Source organism: Streptomyces sp. DI166, from assembly GCF_900091315.1.
GTDB classification, from domain to species: Bacteria; Actinomycetota; Actinomycetes; order Streptomycetales; family Streptomycetaceae; genus Streptomyces; species Streptomyces fuscus.
This window is the reverse complement of the sequence record NZ_FLSP01000025.1, coordinates 70406-96515: the sequence shown is the minus strand read 5'-3', so window position 1 is coordinate 96515 and position 26110 is coordinate 70406. Positions and strand designations below refer to the sequence as shown.

Below are 26110 nucleotides of genomic sequence, written 5' to 3'. Positions count from 1 at the left end.
TAGCGTGTTCGCATGGGTATGGACGGTGGGCGGGAGCGACTGGTCGTCATCGGTGGGGATGCCGCGGGGATGGCCGCGGCATCGCAGGCGCGGCGGATGAAGGGCCCCGACGCGCTGGAGATCGTGGCGTTCGAGCGAGGTGACTACACCTCCTACTCGGCGTGCGGCATCCCCTACTGGGTGGGCGGTGAGGTGTCCGGTCCAAAGGAGCTGATCGCCCGTACGCCCGAGGAGCACCGGGCGCGGGACATCGACCTGCGGATGCGTACCGAGGTCGTGGAGATCGACGTGGCCGGGCAGCGGGTACGCGCGCGTGACGTGGATTTGGGGGCCGAGTCCTGGACGTCGTACGACAAGCTCGTGATCGCCACCGGCGCGCGGCCGATCAGGCCCGACATGCCGGGCGTGGACGCGCCGGGCGTGCACGGGGTGCAGACGCTCGGGGACGGGCGGGCGCTGATCGACACGCTGGAAGGCACGCGCGGGCGGCGCGCGGTCGTCGTCGGCGCCGGGTACATCGGCGTGGAGATGGCCGAGGCGCTCATCAACCGCGGCTACGAGGTGACCGTCGTCGACCGGGGCGCCGAGCCGATGTCCACGCTGGACCCCGACATGGGGCGGCTGGTGCACAGGGCGATGACCGGGCTCGGCGTCACCATGGTCACCGGCACCGAGGTCACCCGGATGCTGACCGGGGACGACGGACGGGTCCGGGGAGTGGCCACGGCGGACTCCGAGTACCCGGCCGACGTCGTCGTCCTCGGCATCGGCGTCCGGCCGGAGACGGGCCTCGCGCGGGCCGCCGGACTCCCGCTCGGCGCGCACCAGGGGCTGCTCACCGACCGGTCGATGCGGGTGCGCGGCCACGAGAACATCTGGGCGGGCGGGGACTGCGTGGAGGTCCTCGACCTGGTCTCGGGCCAGGAGCGGTACATCGCGCTCGGCACCCACGCCAACAAGCACGGCCAGGTCATCGGCACCAACGCGGGCGGCGGCTACGCCACCTTCCCCGGCGTGGTCGGCACCGCCGTCAGCAAGGTCTGCGACCTGGAGATCGCCCGCACCGGCCTGCGCGAGAAGGACGCCCGCCGGGCGGGCCTCCAGTTCGTGACGGCGACCATCGAGTCGACGAGCAGGGCCGGTTACTACCCCGGCGCCTCACCGATGACGGTGAAGATGCTCGCCGAGCGCCGCACGGGCCGTCTGCTGGGCGTGCAGATCGTCGGCCGGGAGGGCGCCGGCAAGCGGGTGGACATCGCCGCGGTGGCGCTGACCGCGGGGCTGACGGTGGAGCAGATGACGGCCCTGGACCTCGGCTACGCCCCGCCGTTCAGCCCGGTCTGGGACCCGGTCCTGGTCGCGGCCCGCAAGGCGACGAAGGCCGTCCGCGACAGCTAGGCCGTGCCGCTGATCCGCGGCAGGGACGCCACCGAGCCGCCGCCCGCCGGGGTCGCCTGCGGCTGCTCGCCCCCGGTCGCGGCGGCGCTGGTGCTCGGCTTGGCGTGGGCCGCCGAGGCGCGGACCGAGCGGAGGCGGTTGCTGACGGCCTCGTCCAGGGTCACCGGGCGTCCGGTCTGCGCGGCCAGCCGTCCGGCCTCCTGACCCAGTCTGGCAACGTCCTCCCAGGGCAGCCGTACCACCAGGGAGAGTTCCGCCTCGCCGTCGGGCAGGGCATGCATCGCGGGGGTCACTCGATCGTTCATCGCCTGTCCTCACACAGTCCGCGTGGTCCCGGTGGTCCCGGTCGAGAGGCCATACGGGCGGGAGGACGGCGGCGTTCACCGATTCCCCGGCCCGGTCCGGGGAAGAAGCACCTTGTGGTCATCCCCGTCCATGACGTGAACCCCGTCCGCGGCACCCCGTGGGTGACGTACGGTCTGATCGCCGCGAACGTCGTCGTCTTCCTCGCCATGCCCGGCACCTTCGCCGCCGCCGGTGAGAGCCACCTGTCGCAGGTGTGCCAGTTGCACGCGTTCCTGGACCACTACGCGGCGGTCCCCCGGGAGTTGATCCACGATCAGTTGCCCGGTCTCGTCCCGACCGGCGAGGTCGCCGTCGGCCCGCAGGGACCCGGCTGCGTCATCGGCGAGCCGGGCTACGACAAGTCACCGGTGCTGTCGGTCTTCACGTCGATGTTCCTGCACGGCGGCTGGCTGCACCTGCTCGGCAACATGCTGTTCCTGATGATCTTCGGCAACAACATCGAGGACCGCATGGGCCATGTGCGGTTCTTCCTGTTCTACGTCGTCTGCGGCTACGCGGCCGGATACGGCTTCGCGTTCCTCAACGCCGACTCCGCCGACCCGCTGATCGGCGCCTCGGGCGCGGTCGCGGGGGTGCTCGGCGCGTACCTGGTGCTCTATCCGAGGGCCAGGGTGTGGGTCCTGGTGCCGTTCCTGGTCTTCCTGCCGCTGCGGCTGCCGGCCTGGCTGGTGCTCGGGTTCTGGTTCGCGTTGCAGGCGGTGTACTCCTCCGGCGAGGGCGTCACCGACGCCGGCACCGTCGCGTACACGGCGCATGTCGTCGGTTTCCTCGTCGGCATGCTGCTGGCCTGGCCGCTGAAGCCGGGCACCACGCCGCCCCCGGAGCCGCCCGGCCTGCTGTTCGGCAGGCGGGCGCGGCCCCGTGAACCGTGGTGAGTCAGCGCGCGGTGTGCGTGTGGACGTACTCCACGAGCCGGGTCAGGGCGTCCGGGTCGGTGTCGGGCATGACGCCGTGGCCGAGGTTGAAGACGTGACCCTCCAGGCCCGCGGCGGAGTCCAGCACGACCTGGGTGCGGCTCTCGACGGCCTCGGTGGTGGAGAACAGCACCGTGGGGTCGAGGTTGCCCTGGAGCGCCTTGCCGGGACCGACCCGGCGGGCGGCCTCGTCGAGCGGGACGCGCCAGTCGACGCCGACGACGTCCGCGCCGGCCTCGCCCATGAGGTTCAGCAGCTCACCGGTGCCGACACCGAAGTGGATGCGCGGGACGCCGTAGCTCTCGACCGCCTTGAAGACCTTGGCGGAGGCGGGCATCACCGAGCGCCGGTAGTCGGCGGGGGCGAGCGCGCCGACCCAGGAGTCGAAGAGCTGCACCGCGGAGGCGCCGGCCTCGATCTGCACCTTCAGGAAGGCGCCGGTGATGTCGGCGAGCCGGTCGAGCAGGTCGGCCCACAGCTCGGGGTCGCCGTACATCATCGCCTTGGCGTTCTGGTACGTCCGCGACGGACCGCCCTCGACGAGGTAACTCGCGAGGGTGAAAGGCGCGCCCGCGAAGCCGATCAGCGGGGTGGCGCCGAGTTCGCGGGTGAGCAGGCCGATGGCCTCGGTGACGTAGGAGACGTCCTCGGGGGTGAGGTCGCGCAGCCGGGCCAGGTCGGCGCGGGTGCGGATCGGCTGCTCGACGACCGGGCCGACGCCGGGCTTGATGTCGAGGTCGATGCCGATGGCCTTCAGGGGGACGACGATGTCGCTGAAGTAGATCGCCGCGTCCACGTTGTGGCGGCGCACCGGCTGGAGCGTGATCTCGGTGACCAGCTCGGGGCGCATGCAGGACTCCAGCATCGGAATGCCCTCGCGCACCTTGCGGTACTCCGGCAGGGAGCGGCCGGCCTGCCGCATGAACCACACCGGGGTGTGCGGCACGGGCTCGCGCCTGCACGCCCTGAGGAAGGCGGAGTCGTACGTCGCTGTCGGCTGCGTGTCGTTGGCACTCACGGTGGTCAGTCTCCCACGGGCCGGGCGGTGCCCCGTCCGACGCCCGCCCCTGGCGCGGGTTCCGTCTCCCGTGTCTAGACCCGCGCCAAGCCCGGATTCCCCTTAACCTTCCCGCATGGCTGCGGCTCAGGGACGACTGTCGGGTGGAATGGATGACGCGAAGGACTCCGGGGAGGCGGGCAGGCACAGCGCGGCTCCCCCGGTCTTCAGGGCGGCGGTGGACGCCCTGCGCGCCAGTCGGCTGAGGCCGCAGATCGAGGTGGAGTCGACCAGGGCGCCCCAGCGGCTGGCCCCGCACGCGTACGCGCTGGAGGCCACGGTCGTCGACGGCGACCAGGATCTGGCGGACGGGCGTCTGGTGCTGCTGCACGACCCGGCCGGGCACGACGCCTGGCGGGGCACGTTCCGGCTGGTGACGCTGGTACGGGCGGAGCTGGAGCCGGAGATGGCGGCGGACCCGCTGCTGCCGGAGGTGTGCTGGTCGTGGCTGACCGGGGCGCTCCAGGCGCGCGGCCTGACGTACGGCGAGCCGAGCGGCACCGTCACCCGCGCGAGCTCCCACTACTTCGGCGGCCTGTCGGAGCGTCCCCCGGCCTCGCAGATCGAGATCCGTGCCTCCTGGACGCCCCGCGAGGGTCTGGGCGGGGTGCCGGACACGGCGGCGCACCTGGCGTCGTGGGCGGATCTGCTGGCGCAGGTGGCGGGGCTGCCGCCGGCCGGTCCCGGTGACGCGGCGGTGGTGACACTGCCGCAGCGCAGGGGCCCGCAGTCGCGCTAGCGCGGGCGATCCACCGGAGTTACGGGAGCGTGGCATGAGTCACGGGATCGTGGGCATCACTTTGTCGATACGACCACTTTCAGTCATCAGCAGACACTCGAACGAACCGATTCGCTCACCGAACGATCGACCGTACGTCCGAATTGCACTAATTGTTACTCACTAGATCGTGATCATTCTCTAAAGGACTCCCGGCTCGGTGCCGAAGACGACTGTGACCTTCAAAGCCGTCCCGCACCCCAGGAGGCCCGGTGTCCGTTCTCCTTGAGCAGCCCGCAAGCCTGGTCGCCTACCGGCCCAACAAGCCCACCGCCATGGTGGTCGTGGCCGATCCCCGAGTCCGCTCCACCGTCACCCGACACCTGTGGGCACTCGGTGTCCGCGATGTCATCGAGGCGTCGTCCATCGCCGAGGCCCGTCCCCGCGTCGGCAACCCGCGCGACATCTGTGTCGCCGACGTCCACCTGCCCGACGGCTCCGGCCTGACCCTGCTGTCGGAGACCCGCGCCGCGGGCTGGCCCAACGGGCTCGCCCTCTCCGCCGCCGACGACATCGGCGCCGTCCGCAACGCCCTCGCCGGCGGCGTGAAGGGCTACGTCGTCACTGGCACCCGCACCAACGTCGGGCTCCCCACCCGGCCCGGTGCCGCCCCCATCGGCGCCGCCGCCCGTATGCACCGCCGTCCCCCGGGTGCCCCGAGCCACCCGGGCGGCTACCGCGAACTGTCCGGCCGCGAGGTCGAGGTGTTGCGGCTGGTGGCGGAGGGCCAGTCGAACAAGGCCATCGGCGTCTCGATGGGACTGTCCGCACTCACCGTGAAGAGCCACCTCGCCCGTATCGCCCGCAAGCTCGGCACGGGCGACCGCGCCGGAATGGTCGCCGTGGCCCTGCGCACCGGCATCATCCACTGACCCCCTCCCCCACCCTTCACGGACGTGAACGGACCGGTGCCCGGTCCGCTCCGTCCCCCACCCCCACGTCGTGAACCGGACGATTCACCGACCTGACTGGTTTGCGACCCCCAGGCGCCCGTCGACGGAACGTTCCGTCGACGGGCGCTGTCCACACACGGATACCCTTGACAGGTGACCGACGCCCAAGACACCGCAGCAGACAGTTCACTGCGAACCACCGGAGGCGCCCCTCCGGACGACGGCGGATCTTCTGTTACGGGGGCGCCCGCCGGGGCCGCGAGCCCCGGTACCGGCTCCGAGCCGGTTGCCGAGCCGGTTCCTCTGCTGGAGCCGCGCGACGGCATTCCGCCCGTGATCGCCGACGAGGAGTCGCTCGCCCGCGCGATCGCCGCGTTCGAGGCGGGCTCCGGCCCCGTCGCCGTGGACGCCGAGCGGGCCTCCGGCTACCGCTACGGACAGCGCGCCTATCTGGTGCAGCTGCGCCGCGAGGGCGCGGGCACCGCGCTGATCGACCCCGTCGCCTGTCCCGACCTGTCGGGTCTCGGCGAGGTGCTGTCCGACGTGGAGTGGGTGCTGCACGCGGCCACCCAGGACCTGCCCTGTCTCAGGGAGATAGGCATGGTCCCGACCAGGATCTTCGACACCGAGCTGGCCGGACGCCTCGCCGGGTTCCCGCGGGTCGGGCTCGGCGCCATGGTCGAGAACGTACTCGGGTACGTGCTGGAGAAGGGCCACTCCGCGGTCGACTGGTCGACCCGCCCGCTGCCCGAGCCCTGGCTGCGCTACGCCGCCCTCGACGTGGAGCTCCTGGTCGACCTGCGCGACGCGCTGGAGAAGGAGCTGGACCGGCAGGGCAAGCTGGACTGGGCCCGGCAGGAGTTCGACGCGATCGCCTCCGCGCCGCCGCCGGAGCCCCGCAAGGAGCCCTGGCGCCGGACCTCCGGGATGCACAAGGTGCGCCGTCGCCGCCAGCTCGGTGTGGTGCGCGAGCTGTGGGAGACGCGGGACCGGATCGCCCGGCGGCGCGATGTGTCGCCCGGCAAGGTGCTCTCGGACGCCGCGATCGTGGAGGCCGCGCTCGCCCTCCCGGCGAACGTGCACGCGCTCTCCGCGCTGAACGGCTTCGGACACCGCATGGGACGGCGGCAGCTGGAGCAGTGGCAGGCCTCGGTGGACCGCGCCAAGGCACTGTCCGAGTCGCAGCTCCCGCAGCCCGGCCAGCCGGTCACCGGTCCGCCGCCGCCCCGCGCGTGGGCGGACAAGGACCCGGCCGCCGCGGCCCGGCTCTCGGCGGCCCGCGCCGGGGTCTCCGCGCTGGCGGAGCGGCTGAACATGCCGCAGGAGAACCTGATCACGCCGGACACCGTGCGCCGGGTGTGCTGGGAGCCGCCCGAGCAGGTGACCGCCGACACCGTTGCCGCGGCTCTGGCGGGCCACGGCGCCCGGCCCTGGCAGATCGAGCAGGTGACTCCCGTGCTGGTGGCGGCGCTGTCCGCCTGAGGACGGCCGGGGGACCGCCGAAGCGGAACGGCGACGTCGGGATCACGCCTTTCGCGCGGGGGACCCCGGAGGCGACCATCGGGATGCCGGACGGCGGGTCCGCCCGTCGTACCCGTCCCGCCCGTCGTGCCCTCGACCGCGTGGAGTCCGCCCGATGGCCTCTCCCCCCGGTCCCCGCGTCACCATCAAGGACGTCGCCGCGCGCGCCGGTGTGTCCAAGGGGGCGGTGTCGCTCGCCTTCAACCAGAAGCCGGGGCTGTCCGAGGCGACCCGGGAGCGGATCTTCCGGGCCGCCCGGGAGCTGGGCTGGGCGCCGAACCCGACCGCGCGGTCGCTGGCCGGGGCCCGGGTGGACGTGGTGGGGCCGGCGCGGATGCTCGGGCTCGAACCCTTCTGCATGGAGTTCGTCTCGGGCGTGGAGAGCGTCCTGGCCGAGCACTCCTGCTCGCTGCTGCTGCGGCTGGTGCGCACAGTGGAGGAGGAGATCGGGATCCAGGGGGCCTGGTGGCGGGGGCGGCAGGTCGGCGGATCGATCCGGGTCGACTTCCGGGCCGACGATCCCCGGCCGGCGGCGGTGCGGCGGCTGGGGATGCCGGTGGTGGCCGTGGGGCATCCCGAGCTGACCGGGGGGCTGGCCTCGGTGTGGACGGACGACGCGACCACGATGGCGGGCCGTGCGGTATCTGGCGGCGCTGGGGCACCGGCGGATCGCCCGGGTGGGCGGGTCCGCGGCGTTCGGGCACACGGCGATCCGTACGGCGGCCTTCGACGAGGCGGCGCGGGAGCCGGCGCTCGCCGGGGCGTCGCAGGTCGCCACGGACTTCTCCGGGGACGCGGGGGCACGGGCCACGCCGTCGCTGCTGACGGCGGCGGCGCCGGACCGGCCCACGGCGATCGTGTACGACAACGACATCATGGCGGTGGCGGGGCTGTCGGTGGCGGCGGAGATGGGCCGGCGGGTGCCGGCGGACGTGTCGCTGCCGGCCTGGGACGACTCGCAGGTGTGCCGCCTGACGCATCCGACCCTGTCGGCGATGAGCCACGACGTGCACGCCTTCGGCGCCGAGGTCGCCCGCACCCTGTTCGGCGTCATCACCGGGGAGGACGGCGAGTCGCATCCCGTGGCCACTCCCCTACTGACGCCCAGAGGGTCAACCGCTCCGCCGAAGGTGTGACCTTCGCCGCTAAGGGCCCCGGGACTGGGCAGGTACGTTACTCGTAAGTAGCATGGGCCTGAGCGCGCGCTCAGCGTGCCGGCAGCAGTGCAGTCCCGCACCCTGGAGGAGAGCCATCGTGCCTCGTACCGTCAGGGACGTCGTCTTCGTCGACGGCGTCCGCACCCCGTTCGGCAAGGCGGGCCCGAAGGGCATCTACCACGAGACCCGCGCCGACGACCTCGTCGTGAAGGCGATCCGGGAGCTGCTGCGCCGCAACCCCGGTCTCGACCCGAAGAAGATCGACGAGGTCGCCATCGCCGCGACCACGCAGATCGGCGACCAGGGCCTGACCATCGGCCGCACCGCGGGCATCCTCGCGGGCCTGCCGCAGTCGGTGCCGGGCTACTCCATCGACCGTATGTGCGCCGGCGCCCTGACCGCCGTCACCACGGTCGCCGGTTCGGTGGCCTTCGGCGCCTACGACATCGCCGTCGCCGGTGGTGTCGAGCACATGGGCCGCCACCCGATGGGTGAGGGCGTGGACCCCAACCCGCGCTTCGTCAGCGAGAAGCTGGTCGACGAGTCCGCCCTGTTCATGGGCATGACCGCGGAGAACCTGCACGACCGCTACCCGACGATCACCAAGCAGCGCGCCGACGAGTACGCCGTGCGCTCCCAGGAGAAGGCCGCCAAGGCGTACGCCAACGGCAAGATCCAGGCCGACCTGGTACCGATCTCGGTGCGCCGCACCAACCCCGAGGCCGGCGAGACCGGCTGGGGCCTGGTCACCGCCGACGAGCCGATGCGTCCGGGCACCACGCTGGAGAACCTGGCGGGCCTGAAAACGCCGTTCCGCGTCCACGGCCGGGTCACCGCCGGTAACGCGGCCGGTCTGAACGACGGCGCGACCGCCTCCCTGATCGCCTCCGAGGACTTCGCCCGCGAGAACAACCTCCCGGTGAAGATGCGCCTGGTCTCCTACGCCTTCGCGGGCGTGGAGCCGGAGGTCATGGGCTACGGTCCGATCCCGGCCACCGAGAAGGCCCTCGCCCAGGCGGGTCTGTCCATCGACGACATCGGCCTGTTCGAGATCAACGAGGCGTTCGCCGTCCAGGTCCTCGCGTTCCTGGAGCACTACGGCATCGCCGACGACGACGCGCGCGTCAACCAGTACGGCGGCGCCATCGCGTTCGGTCACCCGCTGGCCTCCTCCGGCGTGCGTCTGATGACGCAGCTGGCCCGCCAGTTCGAGGAGCAGCCGGAGGTCCGTTACGGCCTCACCACGATGTGCGTCGGCTTCGGCATGGGCGCCACCGTGATCTGGGAGAACCCGCACCACAAGGACGCCGGAGGCAACAAGTGAGCACCACCGCTGAGCTTCTGAAGGGCGCCGCCGAGCTGTTCCCGGACGAGGTCGTCACCTCGGCGCACGTACGCCACCTCGACCTGCCGTTCGGCGCCGGGCGGTTCGCCCTGATCACGCTGGACAACGGCTTCGACCACACCAAGCCGACCACCTTCGGACCGCAGTCGCTGGCGAACCTCAACACCGCCATCGACCAGGTCGAGGCCGAGGCCGCCGCCGGTGACATCGTCGGCGTCGGCATCACCGGCAAGCCGTTCATCTTCGCGGTCGGCGCCGACCTCAAGGGCGTCGAGCTGCTGAAGGAGCACGAGCACGCGCTCGCCATCGGCAAGGGCGGCCACGAGGTGTTCAAGCGCCTCGCCGCGCTCGCCGTGCCGACCTTCGCGTACTACAACGGCGCCGCGATGGGCGGCGGTGTCGAGGTCGGTCTGCACTGCTCCTACCGCACCGTCAGCAAGGCGCTCCCGGCGTTCTCGCTGCCCGAGGTCTTCCTCGGTCTGGTGCCCGGCTGGGGCGGCTGCACGATCCTGCCGAACCTGATCGGCGCCGAGAAGGCCGTCCAGGTCATCATCGAGAACAGCCTCAACCAGAACAAGCAGCTCAAGGGGCAGCAGGTCTTCGACCTGGGCATCGCCGACGCCCTCTTCGAGGGCGCGGACTTCCTGGAGCAGTCGCTGAACTGGACCGCCCAGGTCCTCAAGGGCGACATCGAGGTCGAGCGCCCGGTGATCGACCGAGGCGAGGCCTGGGACCAGGCCGTCGCCAAGGGCCGCTTCATCGCCGACTCCAAGGTGCACGGCGCCGCCCCGGCCGCCTACCGCGCCCTGGACATCATCGCCGCCGCCAAGAACGGCGACCTGCAGCAGGGTTACGACGCCGAGGACAAGGCGCTCGCCGACCTGATCATGGGTGGCGAACTGCGCGCCGGTATCTACGCGTTCAACCTGGTGCAGAAGCGCGGCAAGCGTCCCGCCGGTGCCCCGGACAAGAACCTGGCCCGCCCGGTCACCAAGGTCGGTGTCGTCGGCGCCGGTCTGATGGCCTCCCAGCTCGCGCTGCTCTTCCTGCGCCGCCTTGAGGTGCCGGTCGTGCTGACCGACATCGACCAGGAGCGGGTCGACAAGGGTGTGGGCTACGTCCACTCCGAGATCGACAAGCTGCTCGGCAAGGGCCGGATCAACCAGGACAAGGCCAACCGCCTCAAGGCCCTGGTCACCGGTGTGCTGGACAAGGCGGAGGGCTTCGCGGACGCGGACTTCATCATCGAAGCCGTGTTCGAGGAGATCGGTGTCAAGCAGCAGGTGTTCGCGGAGGTCGAGGCGGTCGCCCCGGCGCACGCGATCCTCGCCACCAACACCTCCTCCCTCTCCGTCTCGGAGATGGCCTCGAAGCTGAAGCACCCCGAGCGGGTCGTCGGCTTCCACTTCTTCAACCCGGTCGCCGTGCTGCCGCTGCTGGAGATCGTCCGCGGCGAGCAGACCGACGACGCCTCGCTGGCCACGGCGTTCGCCGTCGCCAAGAAGCTGAAGAAGACCGCGGTGCTCACCAAGGACGCCCCGGCGTTCGTCGTGAACCGCATCCTGACCCGCTTCATGGGCGAGATCCAGAACGTCATCGACGAGGGCACCCCGGTCGAGGTCGCGGAGAAGGCGGTGGAGCCGCTCGGCCTGCCGATGTCCCCGCTGGTCCTGCTGGAGCTGGTCGGCCCCGCGATCGGCCTGCACGTCTCGGAGACCCTCAACCGGGCCTTCCCGGACCGCTTCAAGGTCTCCCCGAACCTCAAGGCGGTCGTCGAGGCGGGCAAGCGCGGCTTCTACGTCTACGACTCCGGGAAGCCGGAACTGGACCCCGAGGTCGCCGCCCTCCTCAAGCAGGGCGATGTCGTCCTGACCGAGGAGCAGGTCCGCGCCCGCGTCCTGGACGCCGTCGCGCAGGAGATCGGCATCATGCTCGACGAGGGTGTCGTCGCCGAGGCCCAGGACATCGACCTGTGCCTGATCACCGGCGCCGGCTGGCCCTTCCACCTGGGCGGCATCACGCCGTACCTGGACCGTGAGGGTGTCTCGGAGCGCGTGAACGGCAAGAAGTTCCTGGCGCCGGGCGTGGCTTCGGTCCCCGCGTAAGCACCAGCACCGGCCGGTGCCCCGCACGCCCGCGTGGTGTGCGGGGCACCGTCGTGTCTAGAACTCCTGCCAGGCGGCGAGGGCGAGTCCCGGCTCGTCCTTCTGCCGGGCCACGCGCAGGACACCGTCCGGGGTGAGGCTGGCGGCGACGACCCGCCCCTGCGCGTCCTCGGCCACGGCGACACGGGTACCGGCGGGCAGGGCGGGACCGGACTCGGTCCACCACAGGCCCGCGGACTCCTGCTCGGTCGGGTACGCGGCGAACGCCACCCGCCCCGAGGACGAGCGCTGGGCGAGCAACGTGCAGTCGTGCCCGTCGAGTTCGCAACGCACGGCCGAGACCGGCCCGGGCCCTGCGGCGGGGAGCAGCGGAATCGATTCGCCGTCCGGGCGCCAAGCGTGCAGCATGCCCTCGGGGTCGCTGTAGAAGAGCGTGGTGTGCTCCTTGGAGGTCGGCAGCGCGCTGAGCGTGCCGGGTTCGACCCGCGCGGCCAGCGGATCGGCGGCGACCGGCCGTGCACCGGGCTCCTCCTGTATCCACCGCAGCACGCCGGTCGGGGTGGTCGCGTACACCTCGACGAGCCCCGACTCACCGGTGAGGGCGACGAGTTCCTCACCGACCTTGCTGCCCTTCAGGTCGTGCCAGGCGTTCCAGCCGCCGCGCTCCTTCTGGTTGACGGTGTGGACGCCCCGGCCGCGGTTGCGTACGAAGAGATAGGCGCGGCCCTCGGCGTCCACGGCGACGGCGGGGTCGCCGGTGCGCTTGCCCGCCTTGTTGGGGTGCCCGACGGGACTCCAGTCCAGGGGCGCGAGCAGCGGCCGGAAGTGCGTGGAGTGCACGAGCCCCGACTCACCCGCCCGGGTGGGCCGCCAGGCGACAAGATGCCCGTACCCGTCGGGCCCCTGCCCCACCGCGAACCCCGGCCGCACCTGCTGCTCGCCGCCCACTCTCCGGGGCGCCTCCCAGACGCCGCCCGGAACACGTTCCGCACGGCACAGCACGGCGTCCTCGGTGTGCCAGTAGACGCAGAGGCGGCCGTCTCGGCCGCGTATGAGCCAGTCGCCGTTCACCGGATCACTTTAAACGGGGGCGTTGCGGGCGGCGCCCCCGGGCTGACGGCGCCTCCGGGCTGGCGGCGCACAACACGGCGGCCCCCTGCTCCCGGGTCGTCCGGGAGCAGGGGGCCGCGGTGTCGCTACCGGACCGCCTCAGACGGTCGCCGGCGGGAACCCGTAGTGATCACCACCACGGACGAAGATCCGCCAAGCCTCGACGTTCCCCGAGCAGTCGGGGAACACCTCCAGCCGGAAGCCCTGCTCCCACCTCACGGTGAGCTCCCCCGCCTCGCCGACGGTCACCTGCTCGACGACCGGACGAAGCTGCCCGAGCACCCCGTTCAGCGTGGCCGCCCGGGCGTCGTAGACCGTGCGGAACTCTGCGAACGCCTGCGGCCCGGCGCCCTTTTGCGGGTAACGCATGTCGCTGGAACCCACGAGGACCTTCCCCTTCCGTACGACCCGGAAAGGGCACTGCATGTGGACCGCGACCGCCCCGCCCTGGGCGCCGTCGAACTCGACGACGCCCATGTCCGCGGCCCTGCCGATGGATCGGACGCCGGCGCCCGTGAGCATCCGACTGATCTCGGCGCCCGGACTCGCCGTGGTCACCACGTGCCAGGGGCGGCAAGCCGCCGGCGCACCGTGTCACCAACCTGCTTGCCCGCGGAGCGGGCTGCCCATGGGCACATGTGATCAGTCCTCCTCAGGGCGAAGTTCCAGGGACGCCCTGTCAGATCGTCGTCGTATTCGGTGTGACCGTCAGACCACGCGGAAGCCCCGCCAGGAGTCACCTGGCGGGGCTTGATTCGCCGGCTCGCGAGCATGACGAATCCACCGCGTTTGCTGCCTCAGTGCGAGACAGACGCCTGAAGCAGGCTGCATGCGGAGGACCAAGACGGCAAGGCACCTTGAACCGTTTTCAGATCCCCACTCGAATAGTCGGGTGGCACGTCGCCGATTCCTTCCACTTCGAGGACGTAGAACTCCGCCAGATCGCCCTCCACTACAAGACGCGCCTCCGGGAAGAATTCGAAACTTACACGGAGTGAATCGTCCTCCCGTTCAGCGGCACTGGCTACTACGGTCAGTGCCGCAAGAGGAACCTGCTTGCCCGGTGACTTCCAGCCGAACGAGCGCAGGCCCCGGACCACAAGCAGCGCAGCGTTTCCCTCTTCGAACTGCAGAGAGGTACGCAGTTCGAAGAGAAGAGCCGCCGTGGCGGTCAAGTGGCACACCCGCGAGTCGAGCAGCTGCGCCTCTTGGAGCGCGTCCGCTTCACGGAAGGGGTCCATGTCGACCGAGCCGAGCGATTCCGGGTACGGCCTGGCGTGGACGAGATCCTTTACCAAGGTCATGGGATCGGGATGTGGTTGTAGGGGTCGGCCTTGCTGACCGTCTGACCAGTGATGGGATTGACTGACTGACCTGCTTTGTTCATGTACACCACATAGCCCTTCGGGTACTGATACTTGCCGGTGGTGACAGGGTCCATCACCCGAACTCGCACGACCCGAGGATCGAGGCCCTTGGTTCCGGCCGGAATGTCGTAAGCCCAGCCCTTACCCGAGTTGACCGGAGTTCCGGCGGCTCCCTTGGGCAGTGGCAATACCTCTCCGCCAGGTCCGGTCACCGATGCGATGGGGCAGTTGGTGTTGTGAACGAGAAGCGGCGTGTCGCCTGCCAGCACATAGTACGTGTGGATGCCGTCGACGGTGAGGTCGTGGGTGCGCTGCATCCTGCTGTACTGGTGTGTCCGCTCGACCTCGGCCGTGGTGCCCGAAGCCGTGCGCAGGGTCATGCCCGGCTTGAGGTCGCCCGCGTTCACCCAGGCGCCCTCGGAGGGGGACCAGAACGGGTGAGTGGTGGTGGCGGTCAGCGAGGACGTGCTGTCGGAGCCCTTGGTGGAGACCGTCAGGTCGACGAAGTGCTTGTCGTCCTCCGTGACGATCGTGGCGACGACGGTCCGCGTCGTGGTCAGCCCGCTCTTGGGGTCGGTGACCACGATCTCGTCGCCGATCCTGACGTCCTCGATGGGCTTGGTCGACCCGTCGGACATCAGGACCAGCGTGCCCGGCGTGAAGCTGTGAGCCCCCTGGACCAGGCACTGGATGGGCACGGAGTCCGCCTTCTTGAAGGCGGCCTTGAAGCCCTTGAAGACGACCCTTGCGCCCTTGCCGATCAGACCGGTGCCCACCGCGATGCCGACATCGATCGCGGCGGACTTGCAGGAGCTGCCGGAGCCCCTCGCGCAGCCGACGTAGTCGTCGATGCCGAGGACTTCCAGGATGCCCGGACCGTCCTGGTCCCCGAACCAGCCGAGTTCGCCGACCGCGTTGCAGAAAGCGCTGGGGCCCCTGGCATCGAGGCGTGTGCACTTGGTTCGCACCCAGTTCTGCAGGTTGTGCTGGTAGTCCAGACGCTCGCTGTAATACGGGAAATTCTCGGCCAGTTCGGCCTGCGTCGGGATGTAGGTGCCCTGAATGGTGACCGAGTCACCCGAGCGCTGGACAATGATCGGCTTCTTGCCGTAGGTGCCGTTGCGCTTGGCCTCCCGCGACATCTTGACCGCGGTGCCGTAGCAGGACTGCGTCCGCTGGCAGTTGTTGGAGGTGCCGTCGATGACGCCGTCGGTGTCGCCCTCGACACCCGCGCAGATGCCGTCGGCACCGCCGCCCGGCGCGCCGTGGATGCAGCCCAGGCCGCTCGCGTCGCTGAAGGTGAGCGGGCTGTTGTTGCTGTACGCGTAGGCGTTCAGCGCCTGCGGGTCCTCCGGGGTGAGCAGCGGGTCGACCGAGACGAAGCGGCCCGTCGCCGGGTCGTACTCGCGTGCGCCCAGGTGCTGAAGACCGGTGGACTCGGTGTCGTCCACACCGCCGACGAAGCCCCGTACACCGGGCCATGCGCTCGGCTTCGTGCCGCGGATGCCGCCGAAGGGGAGGGTCCGCCGCTGGGTCAGCTGCTGGCTGGCCGCGTCGATCGCCAGTTGGCCCGTGCCGACGTGGTCGGCGATGGTGAACGAGACCGAGCCGTCGTTGCCGATCACGGCCTGGTGCCCGCCGCCGAGGTCCAGCGTGCGCTCGGCCTTGGCCGTGCCGCTGCCCTTGGCCACGGTGATCCGGGTGGCACCGAGGTAGAGCGTGTTCTCCTTCGAGGTGCGGGCGATGAGCCGGTTGCCGTCGGCGTCGTAGACGTACTCGGTGACGTCGTCCGGCTTGCCCTCGACCGGCTTGACCACCTTGACCAGGTGGTTCTCGGCGTCCCAGTCCAGGTCCTGGGTGGTGCCCGCGAGGGTACGGGTGTCGGTGTTGCCGACGACGTCGTACCCGTAGGAGTCCTGCGCGGTGCCGCCGGGACCGGTCTGGGTGATCGTCTTCACCGCGTGCGGACGCGGGTCGCCCGGGTCCGGGTAGTCGTAGGTGCGCACGGTGTTCTTCGCCGTGTCACCGGTGACGTCGTGCAGGGTCTCCGTCTTGCGGTTGCCCACCTTTTCGTAGGTGTAGGAGTGCCAGTACGGCGCGGGGCCCCCGACGGTCTGGCTGCTCGGGGCCGCGGCGCAGGCGGCCGTGGACTGCGTCCAGGCCGTCGTAAGCCGGCGCAGGTAGTCGTAGTCGAAGCACTGTGTGTCCGTGCCGGAGCGGGACACGTCCGAGACGGACAGGACATTGCCCGCCTGGTCGTAGCGGTAGCTGTTGAGCCGGTCGACGCCCGGCACGTCCTGACGGTCCACCCGGGAGGTGGCCAGTCGCTGGGTGCCCCACTCGTAGGTGTTGGTGACCCAGGTCTTCTTGCCGCCGTCGTTGGAGAGTTCGTGCTGCAGCGGCTTGCCGGTGAGGCTGTAACCGGTCGCGGCGTCGACACCCTGGCTGGCGCTGAGGGCGATCAGCCGCTGGGTCTGGTCCTCGTAGGTGAACGCCACCGTGGTGGCGGGCAGGGCACCCGCGGCCGGGAGGCCGGCCGTGCGCACCGAACCGTCCACGTTGTACGCGGTGGCCGACAGGTACGTACCGGCGAGCGCTCCTTCGCTCGCGGGGATCGTCACCGTCGAACGCAGCACGCGGTACAGGCGGTCGTACGCGACGACCTTGGTGGTGTACGCGTCGGAGCCGACGTAGCGGGTGGACTCGGCCAGTTGGCCCTTCGCGCCGCTGATGGTGTCATACACCCACTTGGCGCGCAGCTTGCCCGTGGCGCTGTTCTCCCGCAGTTCGGTCCGGCGGCCGAGCCCGTCGTGGACGTAGTACAGGTCGGTGGACCGTTCGTCGGAGACGGAGAGGACCTGACCGCGGTCGTCGTACTCGGTGGAGGTGGTGCCCCGGTCCGGGTCGACGGCCGTCTTGACGTTGCCGAGCAGGTCGTAGGTGTAGCTCCAGACGTTGCCCGCCGGGTCGGTCAGCTTCTCCAGCTCGCCGCGCGGGGTGTAGCTGTAGCGGGTCGTGTCGAACGCGGCCTCGGCCGAGCGGCTGTGGTGCTGGCGCAGCTCGGTCGTCTGGCCACGGGCGTCGGTGACCGTGGTGGTCGCGGTGCCGCCCACCGGCGGGATGACCGTGGTGCGGTCACCGCCGTAGACGGTGCGGGTGGTGTTGAGCACCGCCCCGCCGTCGCCGTTGCCCGCGATCTGCTCGCTCACGGTCGGCCGGCCCAGGCCGTCGAACGTGGTGCGGGTCTGGGTCTCGACCGAGAGCGCGTCCGCGGGCTTGAACAGGGTCCGCGAGGGAGCGCCGGTGGCGTAGTAGGTCTCGAAGCTCTTGGCGGCCAGCCCGCGTTCGTCGTAGAAGACGTCCGGGAGCAGGCGCCCGCCGTCCGGGCCCGGCGTCTGGGTCTGGCGCTGGCGCAGGAATCCGTCGTACAGGCTGTACGCGGCGACCTGGCTGCCGTTGGTGCCGAGCGCCTTGGTGACGACCGCCACCGGCTGGCCCTCGGTGATGAGGTAGTCGAACTCGTAGCTGGGGGTCAGGGTCGTCTGGCGGTCGGGGAGCCAGACCTTGGCGGAGCGGCCGAGGGCGTCGTAGGTGAGGGTCGTGACCTTGCCGTTGGCGTCGGTCTGGGTCAGCGGCAGGCCGCGGCGCGGGTCATGGGTGGCGCGGCTGGCCAGGGCCGTGCTCGCGTCGCCGGCCTTCGCCGGGGGCGTGGTCGTGGTCGTCTCCTGGACGAACCCCGTGCTCGGCGTGCGCTCGGTGGTGGTGGTACGGCCGTCCGAGCGCGCGGTGCGCACGGGGGCGCCCGTGCCGGTCACCGTGACGGTCGCGGTGAGGTCGGTGCTGGTCAGGACGCGGCCGTAGGAGTCGAAGGTCGCCCCGGACTCCAGGTAGGTGGCCTTGGTGCCGTCGTGCTCCTTCAGCAGGGCCGTGGCCGTGACGTCGCCCTTGGTCGGGGCCTCCCCGTAGGCACCGCCGTCGTAGGCGGTGCGGACGTCGGCGATGACGTCCTCGGCGCGGTTGACGGAGGCGTCGCAGGACTTCGCGACGGTCTCCACGCGGTCGGGCAGGTTCAGGATATTCGCGGTGCTGTTGGTGGCGTAGGTGGTGCGGGTGCAGCGGTTGTCCGCCGCGGTGGAGTTGTCACCGAAGTCGTCGACCTGGGTGACCCGCCCGGCCACGGTGTCGTACGAGGTGGCGGTGGACGTGGTGCGCCAGGACTCACCGGCTCCGCCGTCCAGGGAGGTCCAGGTCTTCGAGTGCCCGATGCCGGTGAAGTTGGCGGTGATCGTGCCCCAGGAGCGGGTCTTCTTCGCCGTCTGGTGGAACCAGGGGCGGTTGACCGTCTTGGTGAGGATCTTGCCGCCGTTGCCGGAGTAGCCGACCGTCTTGTAGGCGGTGCCGGCCAGCGCCTCGTGGTCGGTGATCGGGTCGCCCTCGCCCGCGCCGAGGGTGACGCTGACCTTCTTGGTCCCGCCGGAGGGGGACTCGCGGTCGCCGTCCATGCCGCGCAGGAAGTAGGAGTCGGACTGCGACTTCATCGCGGAGTCGCCGCCCTGCCCGCCGGTCTTGACGCGCACGTGCCCGTAACCGCGCCACTGGGACCAGGTCTTGGACTTCTCCTTGGTCAGACCGTCGTCATCGTCGTAGTGCCAGGCCGCCCCGCCCAGGTACTCGTACCGGGTGACCTGGTCGGGCGCCCCGCCGGTGCGGTCGGTGGCGGTGACGGAGGTGACGACGTACTTGTTGAACCAGTGCCGCTCGGGGTCCTCCGTGGCGCTGCCGTCCAGGTACGTCGGGAAGCAGCGCGTGGTGTTGGTCTGCGGGGTGGGCAGGGACGCCCAGTCGCAGGCCGGTGCCGAGTAGTTGACGTCGATCTGGCCGCCGTACTCGTCGGCGATCGTCGACAGGCGCGACTTGACGAACGGGGCGAAGCCGTCACCGGTCTTGTCGAGCCGGTTCTCCAACTGGGTGTAGGCGAAGGTGGTCTTCGGCAGGGTGATGCTGGGTGTGGCGCTGTGGCCGGTGTGCTGGATCGAGTCGAGCAGCAGCTGGTAGTCGATGTCGGCCGTGCCCCAGCGGTGGGTCAGCTTCCAGGAGTCGACCTTCTGGTAGGCGCCGGCGGAGTCGATGACCTGCGTGGACACCTCACTGAGGCGCTTGCGCGTCCAGAACGTCGGCGACAGCCGTCCCTCGTCGCACTTCTTGCCCTCGTCGCAGTTGAGGTCCCAGGGTGTGTCGTACCAGTACTCGGAGTCGCTGCTGATGGACGAGCAGGTGGTCTGCGCGTTGGGCAGGCAGCGTTCGGCGTTGTTGAAGACGACCTTCGCGAGCGCCGGAGTGCCGTACATGGAGGACGACTTGAGGCCGTACTGGATCTCGTCGAGGTAGCCGCCACGGGTGTAGCGGGTGTCGTCGTCGGCCTCCAGGTTGCGGCCGTAGGAGTTCTTCTCCTGGGTGTAGTAGTACGCGATGGCGTTGCTGCGCGGGTCGACGACGTAGTCGAGGTTCCAGCGCCATGCCTGCTGGCACCAGGAGTCGGCGAAGGCGGCGGCGTGGCACGCCTCACCGGAGTCGTCGCCGTAGACGGGCACGGTCCACGTGGAGTTCGTGGTCTTCTTGCCGTCGGCCCAGCCGGGCAGCCGGTGGTAGCCGAAGTAGTAGCGCACGCCGTCGGGGTCGGTGAGCCGCCAGTACTCGCCGTTGTCGTCACCGTTGCCGCGGTTGGTGGACGTCAGCCGCGCGATGCGGGTGCCGTCGTCCTGGCGGAGCTTGAACTCGTCCGCGGTGCCGGTGGGGACGAGTTCGCCCCCCTTGCCGTTGAAGCTGATGTAGGCGTTGTCGTAGCCCCAGCACAGGTCGCCGGGCTTCATGCCGTCGCTGTTCTCGACACCGTCGTCGGCGCATGCCTTGTAGCGGCGCTCGATGTAGCCCGGCCACAGGTCGAAGCCGCTGCCGATCCAGGAGCCCTGGTTGTTGGTCTCGGTGGTGCGGCCGTCGACCGAGCCGGAGGAGTAGCCGAGGCCGACGCTCGGCTTCAGCCCGCCGGGCACCTCGGGGACGCCCAGGTCGTAGGACCAGGCGAAGTCACCGGTGTTGAGGTTGGTCTGCCAGGTCGCGGACGGGGAGAGGGTGGTCGCCTTGTAGTCGCCGGTGGCCGCGCTGTCGTCCGCGACGGCGGCGAGCACGGTCGCCTGCGCGGACCTGAGCCGCACGGACGGGGCGGTGAGCGCTCCGTCCTCCGTGTTGTTCACGGTCTCGACCGGTGTCTGGGTACGGCACTTGTCCCGCTCCGGCGTCTTCAGGACGCAGGCGGGCAGCTGGACCAGTCGGAGCCGGGCGCATCAAGTCGCCGGACTGTACTTAGGTGTTGGAGTGGTGATCGAGAGGAGATTTTGGGCATGCCGGATAGCTCCTCACACCTGCCGTCATGATCTTGATCACATGGGTGAGTGGCATCCTTGCCGCATGAACGCCGCCGCTCCGCACGAGGACGCTCCCCTGCTTGTGATCGTCGACGCCGCGAACGTCGTCGGATCCGTGCCCGACGGCTGGTGGCGTGATCGCAGGGGTGCCGCCGAGCGGTTGCGGGACGCCCTGGCGGCGAACGGGGTGCCGGGCAGGGCGGAGGCGGTGGAGATCGTGCTGGTGGTGGAGGGCGCGGCGCGTGGGGTCGCGTCCGTGGCGGGTGTGCGGGTGGAGTCGGCGCCGGGGAGCGGGGACGATCACATGGTCGCCCTGGTCGCCGCACGGGAGCCGGGGCGGCCGTGTCTGGTCGTCACCGCCGACCGCGAACTGCGCCGCAGGGTCACGGAACTGGGGGCGGAGGTGGCCGGGCCGAGGACGGTGCGGCCATAGGGTCAGCGGGAGGCGGCCCTGGCGTACAGTACGGCGCCGCCGACCGCCCCCACCTCCTCGTACCCCTCCAGCAGGCGCCGCAGTGGGCGGACGCGGTCCGGGGCGTACGGCTTGCCGCGGGAGTCGTCGACGATCAAGCGGGGGGCCTGCGTGGCGAGTTCGCGGTGGAAGGTGCGCCAGGCGTGCTTCATCGCGTACCGCTCCCCCACGTTCGGGCCGTCGCGTCCGCCGCTGTAGTTCGTGAGGAAACCCGCCGTCAGATAGCGGGTGGCCGGGGTGCGGTCGGAGAGCCAGTACGTCTCCGGGTGCATGCCCCACAGGAGGACTCGGTCGTGCGGGGACGTGTGGCGGGTGATCGCCTCCGCAAGACGCTGGGCGTGGGTGAGTTCGGGGCGGGGGGCGAGCAGGCCCCAGGTCAGGAAGAGGGCGGTGCACAGGGCCGTGGTGGCCAGGGCGCGGGTGCGCTGGGGGGTGGGCAGGCCGCGTAGGGCCGCTGTCGCCAGCAGGGCCAGGGGTGGGGTCAGTTGGAGGTAGTAGTGGCCGAAGAAGTGGAAGCCCGTGATCACCGCGGCTGCCGAGGAGCCCGTCCACAGCCACAGGTCGGCGCAGTCACCGGGGCGGTTCCGCAAACCCCGTGCCAGTGGCGTCAGTAGGCCCGCGCAGGCCCCCGTCAGGAGCGCCGAGTTCGCCAGTGCGCGGGCCAGGACGTGGAGTTCGGAGCCGGTGAAGGAGGCGTACGCGCCCGAGCCGGTGACCGTCCAGAACAGGAAGCCGGACGGGTCGGTGACCAGGGCCGCCGCCAGCACCGGAAGCACCGCTCCCGCGCCGATCCGCAGCAGCCCCGGCCAGGACGGGCCGCACAGCCACAGCACCGGCAGCAGGACCGCCCCGCCGGTCTGCTTGGTGAGGAAGGCGCAGCCCACGGCCAGGCCCGCCGCGGCCCAGCGGCGCCGGTCCGCGCACCACACGGCCGCCGCCGTGCACGGCAGTATGAACACCTCGAAGCCGGCCGCCTGCGCGTCCTCGGGGTTCAGGCCGACGGAGATCAGCAGGTACAGCACGCCCGCGGTGCGCCCCGCCGCGTTCCCCCAGCGGCGCCGGGCCAGTGACACCAGCAGGGCCGCGGTCACCAGGTGGGCGAGGACGGCCAGCAGCCGTACCGGGAGCAGCGAGTCGGAGCCCGCCAGGGCGAACGCCCCCTGGTAGAGCCAGGGGACGAGGGGCGGTTTGCGGTCCACGACCGTCTCGTAGAGCTCCCCGCCGTGCGCCAGTATGCGGGCCTGTACGGCGAGATAGCCCTCGTCGGGGTTCCACAGCGGGTGCGCGAAGGACGGCACGCGGGTCAGGCAGGCCAGGAGCAGCAGGAGCGGCAGCAGGCGGCGCCAGTAGCCGTCACCAGCGCGCGGGGCGGCTGCGGAGCGTTGCGGAGCGGCGGGCTCGGCGTACATGGAACCGCACGCTATCCGGCCCCGCAGTCCCTGCCTGGGCGGGACATACGGGGCCGGAGTGTCGGGCGGGTTCGACTACTCCGTGTCGCCCCTCGGCGGCTTCATGGCGTCCCCGACCGACAGCTCCTCCCCTCTGGCGAGTCGGCTGTGGGAGCGGCCGTAGAGGAAGTAGACGACGAAGCCGGCGAGCATCCAGACGGCGAACCGGATCCAGGTCTCGGCGGGCAGGTTGATCATCAGCCACAGCGAGGCGCACACCGACAGGATCGGGATCACCGGCACCCACGGGGTGCGGAAGGATCGGTGCAGGTCGGGGCGGGTCCGGCGCAGGACCAGGACGCCGATGGCGACGACCACGAAGGCGAACAGGGTGCCGATGTTCACCAGGGCGGCCAGTTCGGTCAACGGAGTGAAGCCGGCCAGGATCGCGATGATGACGCCGAGCAGGATGGTCGGGCGGTGCGGGGTCTTGAACCGCGGGTGCACGCGCGAGAAGAAGCGCGGCAGCAGTCCGTCGCGGCTCATCGCGAAGAACACCCGGGTCTGGCCGAGCAGCAGGATCATGCAGACCGTGGTCAGGCCGACCGCGGCGCCGAAGCTGATGAAGCCCGCGTACCAGGGATGCCCGGTGGCCTTGAAGGCGTCGGCGAGGGGGGCGTCCACGGACAGTTCGCTGTAGTGCTGCATGCCGGTGACCACGATCGACACCAGGACGTACAGCGTGGTGCAGATCAGCAGCGAGCCGATGATGCCGCGGGGCATGTCGCGCTGCGGGTTCTTGGTCTCCTCGGCGGCGGTGGCCACCACGTCGAAGCCGATGAACGCGAAGAACACCACCGAGGCGGCGGTGAAGATGCCCATCACGCCGAAGTTGGAGGGCGCCCAGCCGAACATCAGCTGGATCAGTGGCGCCTGGAGACTCTCCCCCGCGTCCACGGCCTGCTGCTTGGGGATGAACGGGTCGTAGTTGTCGGCCTCGATCAGGAAGGCGCCCGCGACGATCACGGTCAGCACGACCGCCACCTTGATGGCGACGACGACCGAGGTGATCCGTGCCGAAAGCTTCATGCCGAGCACGAGGATGACGGTCAGGACGAGGACGAGCGCGGCGGCGAGGATGTCGAAGCCGAACCCGTCCGCGCCCTCCCTGCTGCCGAGGGCGGCGGGCATCTCCCAGCCCGCGTTGTCCATGAGCGACTGGACGTAGCCGGACCAGCCGACGGCCACCACCGCCGTGCCGAGCGCGAATTCGAGGACCAGGTCCCAGCCGATGATCCAGGCGGGCAGTTCGCCCAGGGAGGCGTAGGAGAAGGTGTAGGCGGACCCGGCGACCGGGACCGTGGAGGCGAACTCGGCGTAGCACAGCGCGGCGAGCGCGCAGGCGACACCGGCCGCCACGAAGGCCAGGGCCACGGCGGGACCGGCGTTGTTCTTGGCGACGGTGCCGGTCAGCACGAAGATGCCGGTACCGATGATGACGCCGACGCCGAAGACCGTCAGGTCGAGCGCGGACAAGGATTTCTTGAGCGCGTGCTCGGGCTCCTCGGTATCGAGGATGGACTGCTCGACCCTCTTCGTCCGGAAGATGGTGTTGGTCACGGGCGTACCTCCCACGCTTGTCGTCCTCGACGATGATCGAGAGGGGGTGAGGTGCGCGTTCCCCGACACAAGCGAAGTCACACGGACGGACCGGTTCCACCACCGGAAAGGGGGGTGGCACCGGTCCGTTCGGGGGTACGTCAGTCCCGCGCGGGCTCGACTTCCGCGGGAGTGCGGTCGTAGCGCCCGTCGAGCTTGGATACCAGGCCGGTGACCTGGCGCGCGATGTCCGGGGCGGTCAGGCCGATCTCGGCCATCACCTCGGCGCGCGAGGCGTGGTCGAGGAAGCGCGGCGGGATGCCGAAGTCGCGCAGCGGTACGTCGACCCCGGCGTCGCGCAGGGCCTGGGCGATCGCCGAGCCGACGCCGCCGACGCGGGAGTTGTCCTCGACGGTGACGACCACGCGGTGCCGCTCGGCGAGCGGGGCCATGGCCTCGTCGACGGGCTTGACCCAGCGCGGGTCGACGACGGTGGTGGAGATGCCCTGCTTGTCGAGCAGGTCGGCGATCTCCAGGCACATCGGCGCGAGGGCGCCCACCGAGACCAGCAGTACGTCGGGCCGGTCGGTGCCCGGCTCGCGCAGCACGTCCATGCCGCCGACGCGGCCCACGGCGGGGACGGCGGGGCCGACGGCGCCCTTGGAGAAGCGGACCACGGTCGGCGCGTCCTCGACCTGGACGGCCTCGCGGAGCTGGGCGCGGACCTGGTCGGCGTCGCGCGGGGCGGCGAGGCGCAGTCCGGGGACGACCTGGAGGATCGACATGTCCCACATGCCGTTGTGGGAGGCGCCGTCGGTGCCGGTGATCCCGGCGCGGTCCAGGACGAAGGTCACCCCGCACTTGTGCAGGGCCACGTCCATCAGGACCTGGTCGAAGGCGCGGTTGAGGAAGGTGGCGTAGACGGCGAAGACCGGGTGCAGTCCGCCGGTGGCCAGGCCGGCCGCGGAGACGGCGCCGTGCTGCTCGGCGATGCCGACGTCGTAGACCCGGTCGGGGAAGCGCTTGGCGAACTTGTCCAGGCCGACCGGCTGGAGCATGGCGGCGGTGATCGCGACGATGTCCTCGCGCTCCTCGCCGAGCCTGACCATCTCCTCGCCGAAGACGGAGGTCCAGTCGGCGCCGGAGGTGGCGATCGGCAGGCCGGTGTCGGGGTGGATCTTGCCGACGGCGTGGAAGCGGTCGGCCTCGTCCTGGAGGGCGGGCTGGTAGCCGCGGCCCTTCTCGGTGAGGCAGTGCACGATCACCGGGCCGCCGAAGCGCTTGGCGCGGGCCAGGGCCGACTCCAGGGCCTCGATGTCGTGGCCGTCGATCGGGCCGACGTACTTCAGGCCCAGGTCCTCGAACATGCCCTGCGGGGCGATGAAGTCCTTCAGGCCCTTCTTGGCGCCGTGCAGGGTCTCGTAGAGCGGCCTGCCGACGACCGGGGTGCGGTCGAGGATCTCCTTGGTGCGGCTGAGGAAGCGCTCGTAGCCGTCCGTGGTGCGCAGGGTCGCCAGGTGGTTGGCGAGGCCGCCGATGGTGGGCGCATAGGAGCGCTCGTTGTCGTTGACGACGATGACCAGGGGGCGGTCCTTGGCCTCGGCGATGTTGTTCAGCGCCTCCCAGGCCATACCGCCGGTCAGGGCGCCGTCACCGATCACGGCGACGACGTGGTCGTCGCGTTTCTGCAGCTGGTTGGCCTTGGCCAGGCCGTCGGCCCAGCCGAGCACGGTGGAGGCGTGGCTGTTCTCGATGACGTCGTGCTCGGACTCGGCCTGCGAGGGGTAGCCGGACAGGCCGCCCTTCATCTTCAGCTTCGAGAAGTCCTGGCGGCCGGTGAGCAGCTTGTGCACGTAGGACTGGTGGCCGGTGTCCCACAGCACCTTGTCCCTGGGGGACTCGAAGACCCGGTGCAGGGCGATGGTCAGCTCCACCACACCGAGGTTGGGGCCGAGGTGGCCGCCGGTCTTGGAGACCGCGTCGACGAGGAAGGTCCTGATCTCGCCGGCCAGCTGGTCCAGCTGCTCCAGGCTGAGCCGGTCCAGATCGCGCGGTCCCCTGATGCGGGTCAGCAGCGGCACCCGTGCCTCCTTGCAGTAGAGCTGATCGAGCTGTTGCCGGGCTTGTCGAGTCTAATGTTCCGCCGTTGCGGCCTGCGCACGGGCGGTGCGTCGTACGTCACGCGATCGGCTGTACCCACATTGCGACGTACCTACGA

17 protein-coding genes and 1 pseudogene are annotated in these 26110 nt (G+C 70.7%); 9 read left to right on the top strand and 9 right to left on the bottom strand.

Features of this window, described 5'->3' with window-relative positions; genetic code table 11:
• Positions 1-12 precede the first annotated feature (12 nt).
• Positions 13-1398: an FAD-dependent oxidoreductase gene (locus tag GA0115233_RS15045; RefSeq protein WP_093720702.1), complete on the top strand. Its 1386-nt coding sequence runs from the start codon at positions 13-15 to the stop codon at positions 1396-1398.
• Here GA0115233_RS15045 and GA0115233_RS15040 read toward each other — a convergent pair.
• Positions 1395-1703 carry a hypothetical protein gene (locus tag GA0115233_RS15040; protein WP_093720701.1) on the bottom strand — a complete coding sequence of 103 codons (309 nt, stop codon included), beginning with the start codon at positions 1701-1703 and terminating at the stop codon, positions 1395-1397. The genes GA0115233_RS15045 and GA0115233_RS15040 overlap by 4 nt on opposite strands.
• Positions 1704-1817: 114 nt before the next feature.
• Here GA0115233_RS15040 and GA0115233_RS15035 point away from each other — a divergent pair, with 114 nt between their 5' ends.
• A complete protein-coding gene (locus tag GA0115233_RS15035) occupies positions 1818-2639 on the top strand; it encodes a rhomboid family intramembrane serine protease (RefSeq protein WP_093720700.1) in 822 nt (273 codons plus the stop codon).
• Between the two features lies 1 nt (position 2640).
• Here the strand turns inward: GA0115233_RS15035 and hemE are convergent, their stop codons facing one another.
• Positions 2641-3696: a uroporphyrinogen decarboxylase gene (gene hemE / locus GA0115233_RS15030; protein ID WP_093720699.1), complete on the bottom strand. Its 1056-nt coding sequence runs from the start codon at positions 3694-3696 to the stop codon at positions 2641-2643.
• A gap of 115 nt (positions 3697-3811) precedes the next feature.
• On the opposite strand from hemE, the gene GA0115233_RS15025 reads away from it, so the two are divergent.
• From GA0115233_RS15025 to GA0115233_RS15000, 6 genes and pseudogenes are all read left to right on the top strand, one after another.
• A complete protein-coding gene (locus GA0115233_RS15025; protein ID WP_093720698.1) occupies positions 3812-4474 on the top strand; it encodes a DUF3000 domain-containing protein in 663 nt (220 codons plus the stop codon).
• A gap of 251 nt (positions 4475-4725) precedes the next feature.
• Positions 4726-5385 carry a helix-turn-helix transcriptional regulator gene (locus GA0115233_RS15020; RefSeq protein WP_015657165.1) on the top strand — a complete coding sequence of 220 codons (660 nt, stop codon included), beginning with the start codon at positions 4726-4728 and terminating at the stop codon, positions 5383-5385.
• 174 nt (positions 5386-5559) lie between these two features.
• Positions 5560-6888 (top strand): ribonuclease D, encoded by a 1329-nt coding sequence (locus GA0115233_RS15015; RefSeq protein WP_093720697.1) that lies wholly within the window; start codon positions 5560-5562, stop codon positions 6886-6888.
• 154 nt (positions 6889-7042) lie between these two features.
• Positions 7043-8063: pseudogene (locus GA0115233_RS15010) on the top strand (LacI family DNA-binding transcriptional regulator).
• A gap of 118 nt (positions 8064-8181) precedes the next feature.
• Positions 8182-9408 carry a thiolase family protein gene (locus GA0115233_RS15005; RefSeq protein ID WP_093720696.1) on the top strand — a complete coding sequence of 409 codons (1227 nt, stop codon included), beginning with the start codon at positions 8182-8184 and terminating at the stop codon, positions 9406-9408.
• Positions 9405-11534 (top strand): 3-hydroxyacyl-CoA dehydrogenase NAD-binding domain-containing protein, encoded by a 2130-nt coding sequence (locus tag GA0115233_RS15000; RefSeq protein ID WP_093720695.1) that lies wholly within the window; start codon positions 9405-9407, stop codon positions 11532-11534. Before GA0115233_RS15005 ends, GA0115233_RS15000 begins: the two co-directional genes overlap by 4 nt.
• A gap of 57 nt (positions 11535-11591) precedes the next feature.
• Here the strand turns inward: GA0115233_RS15000 and GA0115233_RS14995 are convergent, their stop codons facing one another.
• The 4 genes from GA0115233_RS14995 to GA0115233_RS14980 all read right to left on the bottom strand — a co-directional run bounded on the left by GA0115233_RS14995 (position 11592) and on the right by GA0115233_RS14980 (position 20262).
• Positions 11592-12605 carry a hypothetical protein gene (locus GA0115233_RS14995; RefSeq protein WP_093720694.1) on the bottom strand — a complete coding sequence of 338 codons (1014 nt, stop codon included), beginning with the start codon at positions 12603-12605 and terminating at the stop codon, positions 11592-11594.
• Between the two features lie 138 nt (positions 12606-12743).
• The gene (locus GA0115233_RS14990) at positions 12744-13202 is read right to left on the bottom strand and encodes a hypothetical protein (protein ID WP_141689511.1); all 459 of its coding nucleotides are present in this window, start codon (positions 13200-13202) and stop codon (positions 12744-12746) included.
• A gap of 239 nt (positions 13203-13441) precedes the next feature.
• The gene (locus GA0115233_RS14985) at positions 13442-13948 is read right to left on the bottom strand and encodes a hypothetical protein (RefSeq protein WP_093720692.1); all 507 of its coding nucleotides are present in this window, start codon (positions 13946-13948) and stop codon (positions 13442-13444) included.
• Positions 13945-20262: a polymorphic toxin-type HINT domain-containing protein gene (locus GA0115233_RS14980; RefSeq protein ID WP_255310196.1), complete on the bottom strand. Its 6318-nt coding sequence runs from the start codon at positions 20260-20262 to the stop codon at positions 13945-13947. The genes GA0115233_RS14985 and GA0115233_RS14980 overlap by 4 nt, the downstream gene beginning before the upstream one ends.
• Positions 20263-20476: 214 nt before the next feature.
• Here GA0115233_RS14980 and GA0115233_RS14975 point away from each other — a divergent pair, with 214 nt between their 5' ends.
• Entirely contained in the window at positions 20477-20866 is a 390-nt protein-coding gene (locus GA0115233_RS14975; RefSeq protein ID WP_093720690.1) for an NTP pyrophosphohydrolase, read from the top strand.
• 2 nt (positions 20867-20868) lie between these two features.
• Here the strand turns inward: GA0115233_RS14975 and GA0115233_RS14970 are convergent, their stop codons facing one another.
• The 3 genes from GA0115233_RS14970 to dxs form a co-directional block, all read right to left on the bottom strand.
• On the bottom strand, positions 20869-22314 hold the full coding sequence (locus GA0115233_RS14970) for a glycosyltransferase family 39 protein (RefSeq protein ID WP_093720689.1): 1446 nt from the start codon (positions 22312-22314) through the stop codon (positions 20869-20871).
• A 75-nt stretch (positions 22315-22389) separates the two neighbouring features.
• A complete protein-coding gene (locus GA0115233_RS14965; RefSeq protein ID WP_093720688.1) occupies positions 22390-23913 on the bottom strand; it encodes an amino acid permease in 1524 nt (507 codons plus the stop codon).
• Positions 23914-24053: 140 nt separating this feature from the next.
• On the bottom strand, positions 24054-25973 hold the full coding sequence (gene dxs / locus GA0115233_RS14960; protein ID WP_093720687.1) for a 1-deoxy-D-xylulose-5-phosphate synthase: 1920 nt from the start codon (positions 25971-25973) through the stop codon (positions 24054-24056).
• Positions 25974-26110: the final 137 nt, after the last annotated feature.